This is a genomic window from Bradyrhizobium sp. HKCCYLRH2047 (genome assembly GCF_051168175.1).
Lineage (GTDB): Bacteria > Pseudomonadota > Alphaproteobacteria > Rhizobiales > Xanthobacteraceae > Bradyrhizobium.
In genome coordinates this window covers 276,572-294,310 of record NZ_JBNPUM010000002.1, presented here as the reverse complement: position 1 = coordinate 294,310, position 17,739 = coordinate 276,572, and the positions used below count along the sequence as shown (strand labels likewise).

Annotated in this window: 15 protein-coding genes; 6 read left to right on the top strand and 9 right to left on the bottom strand. The window is 66.3% G+C overall.

Going from position 1 to position 17,739, the window contains the following annotated elements; genetic code table 11:
• Window positions 1–42 precede the first annotated feature (42 nt).
• The 3 genes from ACQR1D_RS04940 to ACQR1D_RS04930 all read right to left on the bottom strand — a co-directional run bounded on the left by ACQR1D_RS04940 (window position 43) and on the right by ACQR1D_RS04930 (window position 2,026).
• Window positions 43–309 (bottom strand): hypothetical protein, encoded by a 267-nt coding sequence (locus ACQR1D_RS04940; protein WP_434838038.1) that lies wholly within the window; start codon window positions 307–309, stop codon window positions 43–45.
• 72 nt (window positions 310–381) lie between these two features.
• On the bottom strand, window positions 382–1,362 hold the full coding sequence (locus ACQR1D_RS04935) for an NAD(P)H-dependent flavin oxidoreductase (RefSeq protein WP_434838039.1): 981 nt from the start codon (window positions 1,360–1,362) through the stop codon (window positions 382–384).
• A 58-nt stretch (window positions 1,363–1,420) separates the two neighbouring features.
• Entirely contained in the window at window positions 1,421–2,026 is a 606-nt protein-coding gene (locus tag ACQR1D_RS04930) for a hypothetical protein (RefSeq protein WP_434838040.1), read from the bottom strand.
• A 154-nt stretch (window positions 2,027–2,180) separates the two neighbouring features.
• On the opposite strand from ACQR1D_RS04930, the gene ACQR1D_RS04925 reads away from it, so the two are divergent.
• A complete protein-coding gene (locus tag ACQR1D_RS04925) occupies window positions 2,181–3,743 on the top strand; it encodes an AMP-binding protein (protein WP_316237173.1) in 1,563 nt (520 codons plus the stop codon).
• Window positions 3,744–4,695: 952 nt separating this feature from the next.
• Here the strand turns inward: ACQR1D_RS04925 and ACQR1D_RS04920 are convergent.
• Together ACQR1D_RS04920 and ACQR1D_RS04915 are read right to left on the bottom strand one after the other, a co-directional pair.
• Window positions 4,696–5,775 (bottom strand): hypothetical protein, encoded by a 1,080-nt coding sequence (locus ACQR1D_RS04920; protein WP_434838041.1) that lies wholly within the window; start codon window positions 5,773–5,775, stop codon window positions 4,696–4,698.
• A 410-nt stretch (window positions 5,776–6,185) separates the two neighbouring features.
• The gene (locus tag ACQR1D_RS04915; RefSeq protein ID WP_315804600.1) at window positions 6,186–6,608 is read right to left on the bottom strand and encodes a DUF1801 domain-containing protein; all 423 of its coding nucleotides are present in this window, start codon (window positions 6,606–6,608) and stop codon (window positions 6,186–6,188) included.
• Between the two features lie 242 nt (window positions 6,609–6,850).
• Between ACQR1D_RS04915 and ACQR1D_RS04910 the strand changes: the two genes are divergently transcribed.
• The gene (locus ACQR1D_RS04910) at window positions 6,851–8,542 is read left to right on the top strand and encodes a methyl-accepting chemotaxis protein (RefSeq protein WP_434838042.1); all 1,692 of its coding nucleotides are present in this window, start codon (window positions 6,851–6,853) and stop codon (window positions 8,540–8,542) included.
• Between the two features lie 331 nt (window positions 8,543–8,873).
• Here ACQR1D_RS04910 and ACQR1D_RS04905 read toward each other — a convergent pair whose 3' ends face one another.
• From ACQR1D_RS04905 to minC, 4 genes are read right to left on the bottom strand one after another with little or no spacing between them, the layout of a single operon-like run.
• Window positions 8,874–9,647 (bottom strand): thioesterase family protein, encoded by a 774-nt coding sequence (locus ACQR1D_RS04905; protein ID WP_434838043.1) that lies wholly within the window; start codon window positions 9,645–9,647, stop codon window positions 8,874–8,876.
• Window positions 9,648–9,668: 21 nt separating this feature from the next.
• Window positions 9,669–9,944, bottom strand: a complete 276-nt coding sequence (gene minE, locus ACQR1D_RS04900; protein ID WP_315716282.1) for a cell division topological specificity factor MinE — start codon at window positions 9,942–9,944, stop codon at window positions 9,669–9,671.
• Window positions 9,941–10,756 (bottom strand): septum site-determining protein MinD, encoded by an 816-nt coding sequence (minD, locus tag ACQR1D_RS04895; RefSeq protein ID WP_315804603.1) that lies wholly within the window; start codon window positions 10,754–10,756, stop codon window positions 9,941–9,943. Before minD ends, minE begins: the two co-directional genes overlap by 4 nt.
• A gap of 20 nt (window positions 10,757–10,776) precedes the next feature.
• Window positions 10,777–11,472, bottom strand: a complete 696-nt coding sequence (gene minC / locus ACQR1D_RS04890; protein ID WP_316181120.1) for a septum site-determining protein MinC — start codon at window positions 11,470–11,472, stop codon at window positions 10,777–10,779.
• A 519-nt stretch (window positions 11,473–11,991) separates the two neighbouring features.
• Here minC and ACQR1D_RS04885 point away from each other — a divergent pair.
• The 4 genes from ACQR1D_RS04885 (at window position 11,992) to ACQR1D_RS04870 (ending at window position 17,731) form a co-directional block, all read left to right on the top strand.
• Window positions 11,992–12,630, top strand: coding sequence for a hypothetical protein (locus ACQR1D_RS04885; protein WP_315804605.1), 639 nt, complete (start codon window positions 11,992–11,994; stop codon window positions 12,628–12,630).
• Between the two features lie 42 nt (window positions 12,631–12,672).
• Window positions 12,673–14,283 (top strand): ABC transporter substrate-binding protein, encoded by a 1,611-nt coding sequence (locus ACQR1D_RS04880; protein WP_434838044.1) that lies wholly within the window; start codon window positions 12,673–12,675, stop codon window positions 14,281–14,283.
• 131 nt (window positions 14,284–14,414) lie between these two features.
• On the top strand, window positions 14,415–15,947 hold the full coding sequence (locus ACQR1D_RS04875) for an ABC transporter substrate-binding protein (protein WP_434838045.1): 1,533 nt from the start codon (window positions 14,415–14,417) through the stop codon (window positions 15,945–15,947).
• 212 nt (window positions 15,948–16,159) lie between these two features.
• Window positions 16,160–17,731, top strand: a complete 1,572-nt coding sequence (locus tag ACQR1D_RS04870; RefSeq protein WP_316218038.1) for an ABC transporter substrate-binding protein — start codon at window positions 16,160–16,162, stop codon at window positions 17,729–17,731.
• Window positions 17,732–17,739 lie beyond the last annotated feature (8 nt).

The following is a 17,739-nucleotide window of genomic DNA, read 5'->3' as shown; positions in this document are numbered from 1 at the left end:
GCCGGCCACCATTCCGCCCTGTGAACATGACGGATATTTTTTTCACGCCGCCGAAGACAGCTCGGCCGGGATCAGCAGATCGTACGCGGCCTGGATGTCGGCAACGATGTCGGAGGCCTCCCAAAGCGCCGCCGGTTCCACCGAATGCAGGCTGATGGTCCAGTTCCCGCCGCGGGCGTTGCGGGGAACGCTCATGATGTCGAACTGGACGTTGCGGCACAGCGGATGCCGCTGCAGGGCATGCCCGACACGGATCCGGATCTCCTCAAGCGTCGCCCGCTCTTTGTCCTGCCGTAGCCCGATGCCCATCGCACGATTCCGCCAAGTTCAAGCTCCGCGGATTGTGGGACCCGATGGTTAATGGTGCCTTAAGGACACACATCACGTTTTCTCACGAGCGTGGCCACCGGCGCCCATGTACTCATCGGCCGTGCGCGCGACCAGTTCGGCAACGGACGGAATGTCGGTGACCCCAGAGGTCGCGTGCCCCGCACTCCAGATGTCGCGCCAGCGTTTCGGCCGCGCCTCGCGCGCAGCAATGTCGATGTCGCTGCCGATCTCGATCGCGCCGCGCGCCGGCAAGGCTTCGGGGTCGAGCCCGGCGGCGACGATCGACGGCCGCAGCATGCTGGTCGGCAGGCCGGTGAAGGCGGACGTCAGCAGCACGTCGTCGGCCGAGCTCGCGACCAGCATCGCCTTGTAGCGATCATCGGCCAGGCTTTCGCGTGTGGCGATGAACTTCGTGCCCATATAGGCGAGGTCGCAGCCGAGCACCTCCGCCGCGCGTAGCGCGACGCCGTCGCTGATGCCGCCGGCAAGCACGATGGGACCATCGAAGAACGCCCTGACCGCGCGCACGAAGGCGAATGGATTGAGCCAGCCGGTCTGGCCGCCGGCCCCGGCCGTGAGCAGCACCAGGCCATCGGCGCCGGCCTCGACCGCGCGCTCGGCATGACGGATCGAGGCAACGTCAGCGAACACCAGCGCGCCCGCATCATGCAGGGGCGCAACGACCTTCGCCGGCGAGCCGACCGAGGTGATCACGATCTCCGGACGGTGCCGCAACAGCACCGCGAGATCGTCCTGCAGCCGCGCGTTGGAATGGTGCACGATCAGGTTCGGGCAGACCGGCGCAGCCGCCCGCCCACCGGCATCGCTGCGGCGCGCGAGCCGATCGGCGATCTCGCGCAGCCAGGCATCGAGCTCATCGGGAGTACGACAATTGACGGTCGGGAACGCGCCGATCACGCCGTTCCCGCAGGCCGCGCTCACCAGCTCGATCCCCGACACCAGAAACATCGGCGCTGCGATCAGCGGCAATCGCAGCCGCGTCCGCAGCCCTCCCCATCGCGTGTCCTGCACTTCAGGTCCCTCCCTGATCCTTCGTTGGGCTCAGGGATAGCGACGCGACCGCGTGCGATCAATCGTCGCCGAAGAAGCTGAAGCGCGGTCCATCCATGCCGACCGGCTGCGCCGCATAGGCGCGCGGCGTCGTGTCATCGCGCACCGCCTGCTCGACGGCGCGCATATCCTGCTCGCGGCGCTGCCGCCGGCGCTCGACATATTGCCGGTGCCGCTCGGCGCGGCGCTGCTCCGCGGCGCGCTTGCGCTCGGCGCCGCGCGACTTGAGATCGGCGTCCTCGGGCTTCGCTGCGGCCTTGTCCTGAACGTCCTCGGCGGCGGCCTGGGTGCCGGCGGGCGCCGAAGAGGCCGCTGTGGCCTCCGCTGCGGCGGCTTGCGGCGCCGGCGAGGGATCGGTCGAGACCGGGGTCACGGGCCTCGTCTCGGTTGCGGCAGGCGCCACCTTGACCGGCGTGATCGCAGCCGCCTGCGTTGCCGCAAGATACGAGGTGACCGTCGGACTTGGCGACGGCGCCTCCGGCACGGAACGCTCGAGCTTGGCCTGCTCGACCGCCGGCGATCTCGGATGCATGCCTTCCGCGATCATGAGCCCGCCGCCGAGACCGGCCGCAACGGCAATGGCAACCGTTCCGGCTCCCGCAAAAAAAGCTGTCGAGGTGCGCATGGCCTTGCTCCGTTGTTGTTCGGCCGGGCAACGCGGCGCGCGCAGCGATGTTCCGAGGACGACAAGCGCACCTTGAGCGCGATCGGCTTTCTGATAGCGTCGGCAACAAGCCACGCGACGCAACAACGATCGCGGCATCTCGGAAGGATCGTCCATGACCCCACAGCTTCATTCGTTTCCGGTCGTCTGTGAGCAGACCCTGCTCACGCTGTCGCGTCATCCGTCGCGCACCGCCTTCAGCTGGCCTGGCGGATCGCTGACCTATCAGGGCGCGACTGACCTCATCGGCCGCATGCAGGGCGTGTTCATGCGGCTCGGCCTGCCGCCGGGAACACGCGTCGCGTTCCTCAGCGCGAACCGCGCCGATGCCTGGTGCGCCGGCACGGCGGCGCAGCTGTCGCGGCTCGCCATCACTTGGCTGCATCCGCTGGGCTCGCTGGACGATCAGCTGTTCCAGCTCGCCGATTCCGAATCGCAGGTGCTGGTGATCGATGCCGCCGCGTTCCACGACCGCGGCGGCGAGCTGGCCGCGCGCTCGGGCGGCCTGCGCCACGTGTTCACGCTTGGCGCAGCCGGCTACGGCGCCGACCTCCTCGCCGCGATCGAGCAGTCCGGCCACGCCACCGCGCGAAGCTTCGCCACGCCCGAGGACATCGCGACCTTGAACTACACCGGCGGCACCACCGGAAAGTCGAAGGGCGCGCTGCGTCATCACCGGGAATATGGCGGCTTCGCCACCGCGATCCTCGCCGATTTCGAGATTCCGGAGCGCGCCCGCTACCTGACGGTCGCCCCGATCAGCCATGTCGCCGGCACCAAGGTGCTGCCGACCCTGATGCGCGGCGGCACGGTTCACATGCTGAAGGGCTTCGATCCCGAGGCGGTGCTGGCGACGATCGCGCGCGAGCGCATCAACTTCACGCTGTTCGTGCCGACGATGATCTACGTGCTGCTCGATCATCCCGCGTTGGCCAGGACCGATCTCTCTTCGCTCGAGCTTGTGCTGTATGGCGCCTCGGCGATGTCGCCGACGCGGCTCGTCGAAGGCATCGAGCGCATCGGCCCGGTGTTCTCGCAGCTCTACGGCCAGACCGAATGCTATCCGGTGTCGGTGCTGCGCAAGGCCGACCACGATCCGAAGCAGCCGGAGCTGTTCCTGTCCTGCGGCTTCCCGATCGCGGCCTGCGAGGTCAAGATCCTCGATGACAATGATCAGGAGGTTGCGCAGGGCGAGGCCGGCGAGATCTGCGTGCGCGCGCCGCATGTGATGAGTGAATATTGGAAGCGGCCGGACACCACCGCCGAGACCCTGAAGAACGGCTGGCTGCACACCGGCGACATCGCCCGCCGCGACGAGCGCGGCTACATGTACATCCTCGACCGCAAGAAGGACATGATCGTCTCCGGCGGCTTCAACATCTTCCCACGCGAGATCGAGGATGTGCTGACGCAGCACGCCGATGTGGCGATGTGCGCCGTGGTGGGCGTGCCCGACGACAAATGGGGCGAAGCCGTCACCGCCATCGTGGTGCCGCGCGCGGGCGCGCAGATCGACGCCAGCGAGCTGATCGAGCTGGTCAAGGCGCGCAAGGGCTCGGCCCATGCGCCGAAGCGGATCGAAGTCGTCAACGAGCTGCCGGTGACCGGCGTCGGCAAGATCGACAAGAAGGTGCTGCGCGCGCGGTACTGGGAGGGACGCGGGCGCATGGTGGGGTGAGGACACAGCCACGCTGTCTCGACGGAGATCCGAGCATACGGCTTTGCAATCCCGAGGTAGGCCCCCCGCTCGCAGCCGCCACCCTCCGCTGTCGTCCCGGGCAGGCGAAGCGCGACCCGGGGATCCATGACCGCAGGAGGGCGTGGTGAGACGAGTCGTGTCGACATGCGTGCCTCGAACATCGGCCTGTGGCTATGGATCCCCGCGTTCGCGCGGATGACATTGTGTTTGTTGCACGAGTGGAGACCATGGCCCTTCCATCTCGCGACGCATCGGCGTCCGAGTCTTGCTGACGTCCTCCCCTCCATCAGACGGAGGGTGCAGGGAAGGCCAGGCCTCGACCGAGGCCTGCGGTCCGCGTGCAGCAAAAAGCACGCGGCAGAACCACAGGTTCGGCCGGATCGACCCGGCCTTCCCTGCGCGATGGGTTGACGGATTATACGCAGTCTCCCCGGCGACCGGGCTTGTTTGCCACCGTCGTCCCGCAAGATGCCCCTGGGCGATCTCACGAAACTTGACCTCAGCGTCGGGAGGCCAGGACCCTGCGACTTCACCGTCCGCGACGAGACGTACGTCGGCATGCTTGGAGCACGCTGCGCCCGTCGCGGCCACCGCCTCCCACCCCAACGCGTCGTGACGTTCGCGAAGCGCCCCTCGTCAGTGAGGCGGGATGAGAAGAGGAAAACAGATATTTCTGATAATGCAAAGTCGAATATTTTTCGTCGAGGATCTGGACAGGCCAAATCGGCTTGAAGGCGTTGCCGAATTTCACATTTCGGCGCACGCGGTTTCCGCTGCGCGGCGCGGCCGTGGAGCCGGCGGTGAACATGAGAAAGCCTGCTCGTCGGGCAAATCACCTCCGTCGGTCAATGGCCCCGCTCTGCGCGATTGCCGGGATACTGCCCGAGTCGTTCGTCGGGTCCAGCGCGACCGCGCCAGCGCGCGGGCTTCATCACAGCGCACCGAACGCGTCGCGCGAGGGTGGAAGCGGGAGCCAGTCGGGAATCCGGCGTTTGGCAAGCCAATAGGGCCGCCACAGCGCGCGCCAAGTGACGAGGTCGAGCGGCGCCTGGCCCCACTTCATCCTGGCCGGCTCGATCTGTGAGAGATCGTGCAGATGCAGCCAGCGTCGCGCGATCCACCACAGGTCGTGCGACGCGGCCGCGTTTCCGGCCCCCTTGAGCTGGACGATGTTCAGCAAAGGATCGCGCCAGTGGCGGCCGACCTCCAGCGTCGCGACGCGTTCACCCCGGTGACGGACGCTCCACAGCCGCGAGCGGTTGTGGACGATGTCAGCGCCGTAGGTGCGGACACAATTGCGCATGGCGGCCGCTTCGTCGACCAGATCCGGAATCTTGTCGAGCGGCCTGAACTCATAGTCCCCGATCCGGCCGGGATCGAGCCACATGTCGCTGATCGGCAATTGACCGAGATTGAGATGCAGCGAGATCCGACCGCGCCAATTGGATGCGGCAGTGATTGCGGCATCGAGCCCCATGTCCGGCGTCCACGGCCGGTCGATGAGATCGTGGGCGAGACGGCCGGGCTGGCCAGAGAACCAGATCCACAGGGCGAGCAGATGCACGCGGTCGCGGTTCACGGTCTTCGGCGCACGGATGTACTCCCGCGCGATCCAGACGGCGGCGGCCTCATGGGCGATGGTCGCCATCTCCGAGACGAGTTGCAGCCATATCGGCATCAGCTTCGGCGAGCGCGGCAAGTGATTGCCGATCTGCCTGCGGAACAGATCGCCATCCGGCAGCCGCGGGATCGGACAAACGAACGCCTCCGGCGGCAGCTTGCGCAGCCACATCGGCAGGCCCGCCGCGGCGGCCGCCTCGGCAAGCGAACGTCCCGCGATCACGCGAGCAATCGCCGACTCCGGGTCAACCTGTTTGCGCGGCACCGCCACCGCGAACAACAGCGCCGGAAAGCTCAGCGCGAGGTCGGCGAGATGCGGATGGCGCTGCGCCAGCGCAGCGACGCGGGACTGGAAACGAGACGCATAGCGCCGCAGCCGACGTTCACACAACGACGAACGCACCGGCTCCCGGCGGGGAGTCAGCAGAGGATGAGATGTCATGACACAAGTGTTCAAGCGCAGGCCAGGAGGGCCGCGGGCTTTTCGATGAGTTGTGAAAGAGTCAGATCATATCCGGGACAATCATCCCGGTGGCCGCGTCAATGATCGCGCAGCGAGCCCGGGAAGCGTGCGAGTCTGGACATCGTCGCCTCCTGCGTTGAAGTTGGGGTGGCGCTGAATAGCCGGTTTCGTTGCGCGGCGCAACTCCAGCGAGTTCGTCAGGTGCTCGACCGTTTCCTGCAACTGGTGTGCTTCGCTAAGCCTGTCATCGCGCCGCGCATGCGCAGCGGCCCGTTGGCTCGCGACCCCGGGCGGGCAGCGACGCGTGAGGATTGCCGTCCGCTGCTGCACCGCCCCTGCTACGCTTTCCGACCGCTCCGCTTCGTCCCATTCAGCGCAACCGCGGCGCGGATCAGCGCCATGAACGCCGCCTCGTCGATCACGTCGCCTTCGTGAAGGTCGATGGCGCGGCGGGTGTTGCCGTCGAGGCTGGCGTTGAAGAGGCCGGAAGGGTCAGGCACTGAAGCTCCCTTGAGGAAGGTGAGCTTCACAGCCGCCTTGTAGGTTTCGCCGGTGCAAACGATGCCGCCATGCGACCACACGGGAACGCCGCGCCATTTCCATTCTTCGACGATATCGGGATCGGCCTGTCTGATGAGATCACGCACATGGCCGAGCGTGACGCCGCGCCAGTCACCGAGTTGCTTGATCCGGACGTCGATCAGTTCCGACGGAGACTGGCTCCCCTCGCCGGCACCTTCAGCCTTCGTTGATTTCGCCATGACGCTTGTTCCGTTCACCTGCGCGTAGTTCCATCTGCGTGTAGTTCGCAGCGCGCCGTACTTATACGGCTATCCTGGTCTGCTCAAGTTTAGAGCAATCTTTATAAATCCCCGGCCAAATCAGCCGCACGCGCGGACCATGACGCCTCACCGACGAGCGCTCGTCGCGCCGATTTGCAGCAACGCGCTCTCTTCGAGCCGGCTGCACCCAATCCCTGGACCTATCGAAGCCGGAGTCGCAGATGCCGTCGTTTTCCAACCTGTCCATTCGCAACAAGGTCCTGCTGGCGTTCGGCATCGTGCTGATCACGGCGATGGGGCTCGGCGGCTTCTCGATCGATCGTCTCGGTAGCGTGAACGGCTCGGCTGCGGAAGTGCGCGACAACTGGCTGCCGGCGACCGGATGGCTCGGAACCATCTCCAAATCGATCGAGCAATATCGTGCCCGGCAGGGTCAGTTCCTGCTGGCGACCACGGCCGACGAAAAGGCAATCCAGGAACGGCAGATCGCCGAAAGCCTCGAGCTGTTCGACAAGACCTGGCGCCTCTACGAGCCGACGGTGACGACGTCGGAGGAGAAGGCGCTGGTGGCTGCGTTCAAGACGCCGTGGACCGCCTATCTCGACGACAGCAAGCAGTTGCTCGAACTGTCACGCAAGAACCAGGTCGACGCCGCAACCGCGTTGTTCATGGGCAAGCTGCGCGACGACTTCGTGCTGGCCCGCAAGGCGCTGGAACAGGACCTCGCCTGGAACGTCGAGCAGGGCAAGAAGGAAGCCGACAAGGGCGCCGCGGTCTATCTGTCCTCGCGCGCCTGGATTCTGGGTGTGATCGCACTTGCGGCGCTGCTGTGCATCGCGATGGGCTACCTGATCGTGGCCGGCGTGTCGCGCCCGATCACAGCGATGACGGAGGCGATGCGCCGGCTCGCCGGCGGCGACATGGCGGCGCCGATTCCCGGCACCGACCGCAAGGACGAGATCGGCAACATGGCGGGCGCCGTGCTGGTGTTCAAGAACAACGCCATCGAGACCGAGAAACTGCGCGCCGAGCAGGCGGAGGCCGAGAAGCTCGCCGTCGAGCGGCGCAAGCGCGACATGCATGACCTGGCCAACAGCTTCGAGAGCGCGGTCGGTGAGATCATCAACACGGTCTCCTCGGCCTCGACCGAGCTCGAAGCGTCGGCCACGACGCTGACCTCGACCGCCGAACGCACACAGCAGCGCACCACCACCGTCGCGGCCGCATCCGAGCAGGCGACCGCCAACGTGCAGTCGGTCGCATCCGCCACGGAGGAGCTGAGCTCGTCGGTCACCGAGATCAGCCGGCAGGTGCAGGAATCCGCGCGGATGGCCAACGAGGCCGTCGACCAGGCGCGCAAGACCAACGACCGCGTCGGCGAGTTGTCCAAGGCCGCAGCGCGCATCGGCGACGTCGTCGAGCTGATCAACACCATTGCCGGGCAGACCAACCTGCTCGCGCTCAATGCCACCATCGAGGCGGCGCGCGCGGGCGAAGCCGGCCGCGGCTTCGCGGTGGTCGCCTCCGAGGTCAAGGCGCTGGCCGAGCAGACCGCCAAGGCGACCGGCGAGATCGGCCAGCAGATCTCCGGCATCCAGGCGGCGACCCAGGAGTCGGTCGGCGCCATCAGGGAGATCAGCGGCACCATCGAACGGCTGTCCGAGATTTCCTCGACCATCGCCGCGGCGGTCGAGGAGCAGGGCGCAGCGACGCAGGAGATCTCGCGCAACATCCAGCAGGCGGCACAGGGCACGCACGAAGTGTCGTCCAACATCACCGAGGTGCAGCATGGCGCCAGCGAAACCGGCTCGGCCTCGTCGCAGGTGCTGTCGGCGGCGCAGTCGCTGTCGCAGGACAGCAACCGGCTGAAGCTGGAGGTCGGGCGCTTCCTCGGCACGGTGCGCGCGGCGTGAGAGCGAGATCATTCGTGGTCGGACTCGTTCAGTCGCGACAACGGCAGTGCGTTCCCTCTCCCGCTTGCGGGGGAGGGCTAGGGAGGGGGCCGCTCCAGCGGCGGTGTGCGTGGCGCCCCCTCTCCAACACTCCCCCGCGAGCGGGGGAGAGGGCGCAGCGGAGCTTGGCGCAGGGTTGATTGGTTCACCCGTAACGAAGCAAGCAACCGCCGATCACCGGCGCAACCTCATGACACCTCGCCGCGGCGCGCCGTTGGAAGCGAAGCAGCACTGGTGCGGTGATCAGTTCGCCAACCCGCTATGAACGAGATACGGACGGCGGACCGCCCCCTCACCGCTTCTCGATCACCAGGCTCTGCACCACGCGGCCGAAATAGCCTCTCGCATCACCCAATCGCGCCATCGCCAGCCCGGCGCCGTCCGGGCCGATCCAGCTTTCGGCGTCCAGCAGGATCCAGTCGCCGACCGGCTCGCGGGCCATGTTCACGGTGAGGTCGGCATTGAGGAACGTGTAGCTGTGGAAGTCGAGCGCGGCCGAGGTGCCGTTGCAGAAGTCGCTCGCGACCACGGCGCGCATCGCCTGCGATACGGCATGGCCGTCGACGAGCGGCCAGTCGACGCGGTACCAGATCGCGCCCGGTCCCTTGACGCCGAAGCGGCCGCGCGCGGCGCGGAGCGTCATGCCGCGCACGAAGGGGCTGGTCGAGAAATCAGCCGGCTCCGGCAGCGCCTCGTCGGGGCCGACCAGATCGACCGGCAGCTCGCCGACATCGTCCGGCAGCGGCACCGCATCCTGCCTGATCTTGAGCACGGTCGCCGTGACGACCACCGTGTCGCCGGCGCGCAAGCGCACGGCGCAGAGCTGGATCTTGCGCCCCTCGCGCAGCACCTCGGTCTCGATGAGGAGCTCTGCGAGCGGCACCGGGCGCATCAGGTCGATGGTGACGCGGGCGATGCGCATCGGCGACTTCGTGGGAATGCTCTCGGCCGCCCACACGGCCAGCGCCGATGGCGCAGACCCATGTTGCATGGTCGGATCCCATGGTCCCGCAGCATCGGAGCTGACGGCAACCCGATTGTCCGCGATGCGGAAGATCGGCCGCATCAGCGCGCGCCTCGCCACGTCTCAGCCGGCGCTGGCAAAGGCGCGGTCGGCGCCATTGGGCAGTTCGATGTCGACCTCGAGCGTCGAGACATGCTTTCCCCGGTCCATGCGAACGATGACCTTGTCCGGATCAAGTACCACATGGCGCGAAACCACGGCGAGGATTTCCTCGCGCAGCTGCATCAGGAGATCGGGCTGGCCGCGCAGGCTGCGCTCATGCGCGAGCAGGATCTGCAGCCGCTCCCGCGCGACGGGCGCGGAGGCTGCACGCCCCGTAAAGAGCCGCAGCACACTCATGCAGCCCTCCGTCCCAGGAGCAGGTTCATCAGGCCCTTGCGCTCGGTCGGGATCTGCATCTCGACCTCCTCGCCGAGCAGCCGGCGCATCGCATCGTGATAGGCGCGCGCCGGCGCGCTGGCCGGGCTGTTGAGCGTCACCGGGCAGCCGACATTGGAGGCGCGCAGCACGTCCTGGCTCTCCGGCACGATGCCGAGCAGCGGCGTCGCCAGGATTTCCAGCACGTCGTCGATCGACAGCATCTCGCCGCGCGCGGCACGGCCCGCATCGTAGCGGGTGATGAGGATGTGCTTCTCGACGCGCTCGCCGTTCTCGGCGCGCACGGTCTTGGAATCGAGCATGCCGATGATGCGGTCGGAATCGCGCACCGACGACACTTCGGGATTGGTGACGATGAGGGCCTCATCGGCGTAGCGCATCGCGAGCATCGCGCCGCGCTCGATGCCGGCGGGGCTGTCGCAGATCACCCAGTCGAATGTCTTGCGCAGCTCGGTGATGACGCGGCCGACGCCGTCCTCGGTCAGCGCGTCCTTGTCCTTGGTCTGCGAGGCCGGCAGCAGCCACAGATTCTCCAGCCGCTTGTCGCGGATCAGGGCCTGCGGCAGCTTGGCGACGCCATGCACCACGTTGATAAGATCGAACACGACGCGGCGCTCCGCGCCCATCACCAGGTCGAGGTTGCGCAGGCCGACGTCGAAATCGACGACGACGACCTTCTCGCCGGCCTGCGCCAGCGCCGCGCCCATCGCCGCCGTCGTGGTGGTCTTGCCGACGCCACCCTTGCCCGACGTCACTACGAGTACTTTCGACATGTCACGAATCCTCCTGCTACTCAGTTCAATGCAACGATCTTCATGGAATGACCTTCGAGCCGCGCCTGCACGGCCCGGCCGCGCAACGCGGCGTCGATCTGCTCGGCGGTCTGGTAGTAGCCGTCGATCGCGACCAGCTCGGCCTCGATCTTCTGGCAGTAGATGCGCGCCGCCGCGTTGCCGTTGATACCGGCCATCGCGCGGCCGCGCAGCGCGCCGTAGACGTGGATCGAGCCGCCGGCGACGATCTCGGCGCCCGACGACACCGCGCCGAGCACGGTGACGTCGCCATCGGGAAACACGATCGACTGGCCCGAGCGTACGGGCTGGTCGAGCAGCAGCGAGGTCGGCTGCTGCAGCTGTGGCTTCTCCGGCTCGATCTCCTGCACGGCGCAGTGACGGCCGCCGGACAACAAGGGCGGCATGCCGAGCGACAGCCGCCCCTGCTCGACGCCTTCGAGGCCGAGCACGCGGATGTTGCGCGACTCGATGCTCTTGATGAGATGGGTGATGGCGAGCGGGCTCAGATCCAGCGCCGAGAGATCGAGCACGATCGGCTTGCCGACGAAGAAGCCGGGCGAGCCCGCGAGCGTTGCATCGAGCTCAGCCAGCCAATCGGCAATCGGCACAACCGGCGAAAACACGAAGGCGACGTAGGAGCGCCCGCGCAGACGAATAACAGGACGCACCGTTTCAGCGCTGGCACTCATGACCATCCGACCCAACCCTTCTTAGTGATTGGTTAACTGTCGGCGCCAGATGGTTAACGGATGGTTAAATCGACGCTAAGCCGCTCAAAAATCGACAGCGGCCCGCCCGACATAGTTCGATGATGATCGAATCAAGGCGCAATGTTGGCATCAATGAGACGCAATTCATGAGCATCTGCGTCAAGACCTGTCATGCCTCATTTTAATCACATCATGATGATAACTTTAACGTACATATAATTCGGAACCGACGGCTTTAGGAAGTTCCGATCGATTGACACTCGTCAGGGGGCGGGGCATGGGATCGATAGAGGCGCCCAAGGCACGGCAAACGTGCCACGGCGCCTTGCAGGAAGGGACTGCTGGCGTGCGATCGCTGATCGACGCGAAACGTCTGATTCTGCAAATGATTCCGTGTGATCTGAAGTGGCAGAACCGCTCCCGCTCTTCGTTTGAAACTAGCTCTCATACGACCGTGGCAGAAGCGTATCAGTTTACCGGAATCGAGCGTCAGAGGAGTAGCGTATGAGTTCGTTGAGTGAACAGAATCCGATGAACCCGCAGGACCCGCTGCACTATGCACCGCGGTGGCTGCGCGAACGTCCGGAAGCCGCGCGTCTATCTCTCGTCGGTGACAATGCCAAGGCAGCGGAGGCGGCCGAGCGTCCCGCTTCGGGACAGCAAGGACCGCTCGATGCTCGCCTGGAGACCGCCGTGTTCGAATCCCTTCGCCAATCGCTGAATCCCCAGGTCATGCGCGAGCCGCCGGATCTGGAGCGCGAGCGCGACCGCCGCTCGGTCGTGTTCAAGGTGGCCGGCCGCTTCGCCGCCGCAACCGGCGTCGCCGCCGTCGTCGCGCTGTTCTTCGTCAACATCGTGCCGGTGTGGCGCCAGCCCGACGCGAGCTCGTCCTTCGTCGCCGCCGTGCAGTCGATGAAGACGCTGCCGCCGGTCGCCGCCGACGTGCAGGACGCCAAGGCGGATCAGACCAGCGCGCTGCCGGAGCGGGTCGAGGCTCAGGCCGCCCCGGCGCTGTCGCAGTTCAAGTCGCTGCTCGCGGACGCTCCGGAGCCCGCGGCAGATTCCGACAATCCCGAAAAGCCCATGCTGCAGCAGTTCATGCAGTGGAACCAGAAGACGGGTCAGATGGAGCGGGTTCGCTAACCCTCTACGACTGATCCAGCTTCCAACACTTCACAGGCGACGATGATCGACGTCCTACCGCAGAAAGCGGCAGCACGCCGTCCGCTGGCTCACGCCCGTGTGGCAGCCATCCTGCTCGCGTCCCTCGTGGCCGGCGAGGCCGTTGCCGCGCCCGGCGAGAGTGTGAGCGTGGCGCGCCAGCTCGGCAGCCGCGTCGGCCCGATCATTGGCGCAGCACTCGCGTGCCGCGACATCGCCCGGCCGCGCATCCAGGCCATCATCGAGAAATTCCAGCTCGTCATCCGCGAGGCCGCCTCCAGCGAGGCCGACCGTGACGAGCTGACGCGCCTGCTCGATCGCTATGTGGCCGAAGGCCGCAGCCTCGTCACGTCAGGCCGGATGGATTGCGGCGGCGCCGATCGGCAGCTTGCCGATCTCGAACGATCCATCGCAGCGCCGCCTCCGGCGCGCGCGAACCTGCCTGCCGTGAGCATCGGACCTGCGACGGCGCAGGCCGCGACCGTCCCGGCGCAACTGCTGCCGCCGGCCGGCAACGTGCGCGGGGTGACGCAGAGCGAGATCAAGCTCGGCATGGTCATTCCCTACAGCGGACCGGTGAAGGAGAGCGGGCGACTGCTCAAGATCGGCGTCGAGACGGCGTTCAATCGCGCCAACGAGGCCGGCGGCGTCAACGGCCGCATGCTCAAGCTCGTCACCGCCGATGACGGCTACGATCCCGCGCGCACGCTGGATGCGATGAAGCAGCTCTACGAGAAGGAGCAGGTGTTCGGCTATATCTGCAATTTCGGCTCGGCCACCGCCGCGGTCGCCATCCCCTACGCGCTCGAGCGCCGCACGCTGTTCTTCGCGCCCTATACCGGCGCCAACGTCGTGCGCCACGATCCGCCCGACCGCTACGTCTTCAACTACCGGCCGAGCTACGCCGAGGAGACCGACGCGCTGGTCCATTATCTCGTGAAGATGCGAAGGCTGCATCCGCGCCAGATCGTCGTGTTCGCGCAGAACGACGCCTTCGGCGACGCGGGCTTCGCCGGCGTGGCAAAGGCATTCCGGACGCTCGGGGTGAGCGACAATTCGATCGTCCGGGTCAACTATCCGCGCAACACGGTCGAGGTCGACGACGCCATCAATCAGCTGAAGCTGCTGAAGACCCCGGTCAAGGCGGTGGTGATGCTGGCAACGACGCGTGCCGCAGCCAAGTTCATCGAGAAGGCCCAGGGCGTATTTCCGGGCGTCATCTTCGCCAACATCTCGGCGGTTGCCGGCTCGGCGCTCGCCAGCGAGCTGATGCTGCTCGGACCGCGCTACGCCGAGGGCGTGATCGTTAGCCAGACCGTGCCCGGCGTCTCCGGCTATTCGAGCCTGGTGCTCGAATACAAGACCGCACTTGCGAAATATGCCCCGGGCGAGCCGGCCGACTACACCTCGCTCGAGGGCTACATCGCGGCGAGCATCCTGATCGAGGGACTGAAGCGCGCCGGTCCGAACTTCGATACCGAGCAACTGGTCGAGACGCTCGAGAACATGCGCAACGTCGATCTCGGCCTCGGCACGCAGCTCGGCTTCGGCCGCGCCGAACACCAGGCTTCGCACAAGATCTGGGGCACGGCGCTTGACAACAGCGGCACCTACCAACCCGTCGAACTTGAATAGGATACCGCTGGAGGCGCGACGGCCTCGACTACCACGACAAAAGGGCGACAGAGAAACCCGACATTAATTCGAAATGCCACGAATAGTAGAACGAAGAGGGTTTGAAACAGGCTGAGCAGGTGGAAGGTTCGATGGCCGTGCGTTGGTCCACGTTGATCATCGGGAGTGTTTTCGCAGCTCCCTTCAGCCCCGCTCTGGCGGCGGCTCCCGACGTCGTCAGGGAGCTCGGCAGCCGGGTTGGGCCGATCGTGGGACAGGCATCCGCCTGCCCGGACATCGCGCAGGGCCGCGTCCAGGGCATGGTCGACAAATTCCGCGAAGCCATCCGCCAGGCGACGAGGAATGACGGCGAGCGCGATCAGCTGACCCGCAGCTTCAATGGCTACATCGCCGAGGGCCGTAGTCGTACGGGCGCCTCGCAGGCGACCTGCGCGGCCGCGGAGCGGCAACTGACGGAGCTCGAACGCTCGCTCGGCGAGCCGGCTGCGGCGACGGCCCCGATCACACCGGTCAAGGCCGAAACGACGACCGGCGCCGTCACCGCCGGCCCCGTGCGCGGCATCACCGACCGCGAGATCCGCTTCGGCATGGTCCTGCCGTTCTCCGGCATCCGCAAGGAGACCGGGCGTCAGATGCGCCAGGGCATCGAGGCCGCGTTCGCACGCACCAACGATGCCGGCGGCGTCAACGGGCGCATGCTCCGCCTCGTGGCGGCGGACGACGGCTACGATCCGAACCGCACGCTGGCGGCGATGACGCAGCTCTACGACAAGGAGCAGGTGTTCGGCTTCATCGGCAACGTCGGCACTGCCAACTCGCAGGTGGCAATCCCCTATGCGCTGGAGCGGCGCACGCTGTTCTTCGCCCCTAACACCGGCGCGGCGGTGGTGCGACGCGATCCGCCGGATCGCTACGTCTTCAACTATCGGGCGAGCTACGCCGAGGAGACCGCCGCGCTGGTGCGCTACCTGATCAGGATGAAGCGCATCTCGCCCAAGCAGATCGCCGTGTTCACCCAGCAGGACCCATTCGGCGACGACGGTTTCGCCGGTGTCGCCAAGGCCTACCGACAGTTGAACATCGGCGATACCGTGACGCGCATCAACTATCCGCGCGCGACGATGGACGTGGAAGAGGCGGTCAATCAGGTCAAGGCGCACAAGCCGGGGCTCAAGGCGATCATCATGGTGGCGACCGATCGCGCCGCCGCGAAGTTCATCGAGAAGACGCGCGACGCGGTGCCGGGCCTGATCTACGCCAACGTGTCCGCCGTCGGCTCGACCTCGCTCGCGACCGAGCTCAAGCTGCTCGGCCCGCGCTTCACCAACGGCGTCATCGTGACGCAGGGCGTGCCGGCGGTTTCCGGGTACTCGAGCCTCGTGCTCGACTACAAGAACGCCCTGGCCAAATACGCGCCCGGCGAGGCACCGGACTACACGTCACTCGAAGGCTATATCTCGGCGACGATTTTGATCCAGGCGCTGAAGCAGACCAATCCGCTCGACACCGAGCGGCTGATCGACACGCTCGAATCGATGCGCAGCCTCGATCTCGGCCTCGGCACGACGCTCGCATTTGGACGCGCGGAGCACCAGGCCTCGCACAAGATCTGGGGCACCGCACTCGACGAAACCGGCACGTATCAGGCAATCGAACTTGAGTAGAATTAGCTTCGAAGGGGAAGAACTGGTGAAGACGTTTCGTTAGCAGGTCCTAAAGTATGATCGGAAAAAGGCGTGTCGGGTTACCGAAATGGTCATGCTCTTAGGAAAGGCTGGTCTGTGCATGGTGACGGTCTTATGTCTTCTCCGTCGCAGACACGGCGTCAATTCACCAGGCGGAAGACCTGGATGGGGTCCAAAGTGGGATAGTGGCAATGAACTTTCGTTGTAGCGTGTTCTTGGTTGCGGCATTGCTCGCAACGCCCGCCAGCGCGGCGGGCACCAATGCGGATGTGGTGCGTAATCTTGCGAGCCGGGTCGGGCCGATCGTGGGAGCAGCATCCGCCTGTCAGGCGATCGACCAGGGCCGCGTTCAGGCCATTGTCGACAAGTTTCGCGAGGTGATCCGGGAGGCCTCCACCGGCGGCTCGGATCGTGACGAGCTCACCCGCGTCTTCAACGGCTACGTCGCCGATGGACGCAACCGCGTCGGGGCGGCTCAGACCGACTGTAACTCCGCGGGCCGCCAGCTCGCCGAGCTCGAGCGCTCGCTCGGGCAAAGCGCGCCGAGCCAGACCGCCACCAGCCTCGCCGGGGTGATCGCCCCGTCCGCGGCTGTCGCCGCGACGGCACCGACCGCGACGCTGCCGCCGGCGTCCACGACCAACGTCCAGGGCGTCACCGCCAACGAGATCCGCTTCGGCATCGCCGCTCCGTTCTCCGGCGCTGCCAAGGAGCTCGGCCGGCAGATGAAGATGGGCATCGAGGCCGCCTTCAACCGCGCCAACGACGCCGGCGGCATCGCCGGGCGCTCGCTGCGGCTCTATTCGGCCGACGACGGCTACGAGCCGTCGCGGACGCTGGACGCGATGAAGCAGCTCTACGAGAAGGACAAGGTGTTCGGCTTCGTCGGCAACGTCGGCACCCCAACTTCTGCCGTGGCGATGCCCTACGCCCTGCAGCGTCGCGTGCTGTTCTACGGCGCGTTCACCGGCGCCAACCTGCTGCGCAACGATCCGCCGGATCGCTATGTATTCAACTATCGCGCCAGCTACGCGGAAGAGACCGACACCGTCGTGCGCTACCTCGTCAAGCTGCGCCGCCTGCCGGCCAAGGACATTGCCGTGTTCGCGCAGCAGGACGCCTATGGTGATGCCGGCTTCTCCGGCGTGGCCAAGGCCTTCCGCTCGCTCGGTCTCGCCGATACGTCCATCTTGCGCCTCAACTACAAGCGCAACACGGTCGACGTCGACGACGCGGTCAACCAGCTGAGGGCGTTGAAGAACCCGCCCAAGGCGATCGTCATGGTCGCAACCTATCGCGCCGCCGCGAAGTTCATCGAGAAGACGCGCGATCTGTTCCCGCACATGATCTACACCAACGTCTCCTTCGTGGGTTCGACCGAGCTCTCCGACGAGCTGATGCTGCTCGGCCCGCGCTATGCCAGCGGCGTGATCGTCACCCAGGTGGTGCCGGCCGTCGGCGGCTATTCGAGCGCCGTGCTCGAATACAAGAGCGCGCTGGAGAAGTACTTCCCGGGCGAGGCGCCGTCCTACGTGTCGTTCGAAGGCTACGTCTCGGCCAACGTGCTGATCCAGGCGCTGCGCCGGGTTGGCCCGCAGCTCGACACCGAGGCGCTGATCGATACGCTGGAGAACATGCGTGACATCGATCTCGGTCTCGGCGCCAAGCTCGGCTTCGGCCGCGCCGAACACCAGGCCTCGCACAAGATCTGGGGCACGGCGCTGGACGAGCGCGGCAAGTTCCAGGCGATCGAACTGGAGTAACTCGTCCA

Bases quoted from the DNA above. Each gene is read 5' to 3' on its own strand.
- ACQR1D_RS04915 (WP_315804600.1), bottom strand. From the start codon at position 6,608: ATGGCGAAATCAACGAAGGCTGAAGGTGCCGGCGAGGGGAGCCAGTCT.
- ACQR1D_RS04875 (WP_434838045.1), top strand. From the start codon at position 14,415: ATGGCCGTGCGTTGGTCCACGTTGATCATCGGGAGTGTTTTCGCAGCT.
- ACQR1D_RS04905 (WP_434838043.1), bottom strand. From the start codon at position 9,647: ATGCGGCCGATCTTCCGCATCGCGGACAATCGGGTTGCCGTCAGCTCC.
- ACQR1D_RS04925 (WP_316237173.1), top strand. From the start codon at position 2,181: ATGACCCCACAGCTTCATTCGTTTCCGGTCGTCTGTGAGCAGACCCTG.
- ACQR1D_RS04870 (WP_316218038.1), top strand. From the start codon at position 16,160: ATGAACTTTCGTTGTAGCGTGTTCTTGGTTGCGGCATTGCTCGCAACG.
- ACQR1D_RS04930 (WP_434838040.1), bottom strand. From the start codon at position 2,026: ATGCGCACCTCGACAGCTTTTTTTGCGGGAGCCGGAACGGTTGCCATT.
- minC (WP_316181120.1), bottom strand. From the start codon at position 11,472: ATGGTCATGAGTGCCAGCGCTGAAACGGTGCGTCCTGTTATTCGTCTG.
- ACQR1D_RS04880 (WP_434838044.1), top strand. From the start codon at position 12,673: ATGATCGACGTCCTACCGCAGAAAGCGGCAGCACGCCGTCCGCTGGCT.
- minD (WP_315804603.1), bottom strand. From the start codon at position 10,756: ATGTCGAAAGTACTCGTAGTGACGTCGGGCAAGGGTGGCGTCGGCAAG.
- ACQR1D_RS04885 (WP_315804605.1), top strand. From the start codon at position 11,992: ATGAGTTCGTTGAGTGAACAGAATCCGATGAACCCGCAGGACCCGCTG.
- minE (WP_315716282.1), bottom strand. From the start codon at position 9,944: ATGAGTGTGCTGCGGCTCTTTACGGGGCGTGCAGCCTCCGCGCCCGTC.
- ACQR1D_RS04910 (WP_434838042.1), top strand. From the start codon at position 6,851: ATGCCGTCGTTTTCCAACCTGTCCATTCGCAACAAGGTCCTGCTGGCG.
- ACQR1D_RS04940 (WP_434838038.1), bottom strand. From the start codon at position 309: ATGGGCATCGGGCTACGGCAGGACAAAGAGCGGGCGACGCTTGAGGAG.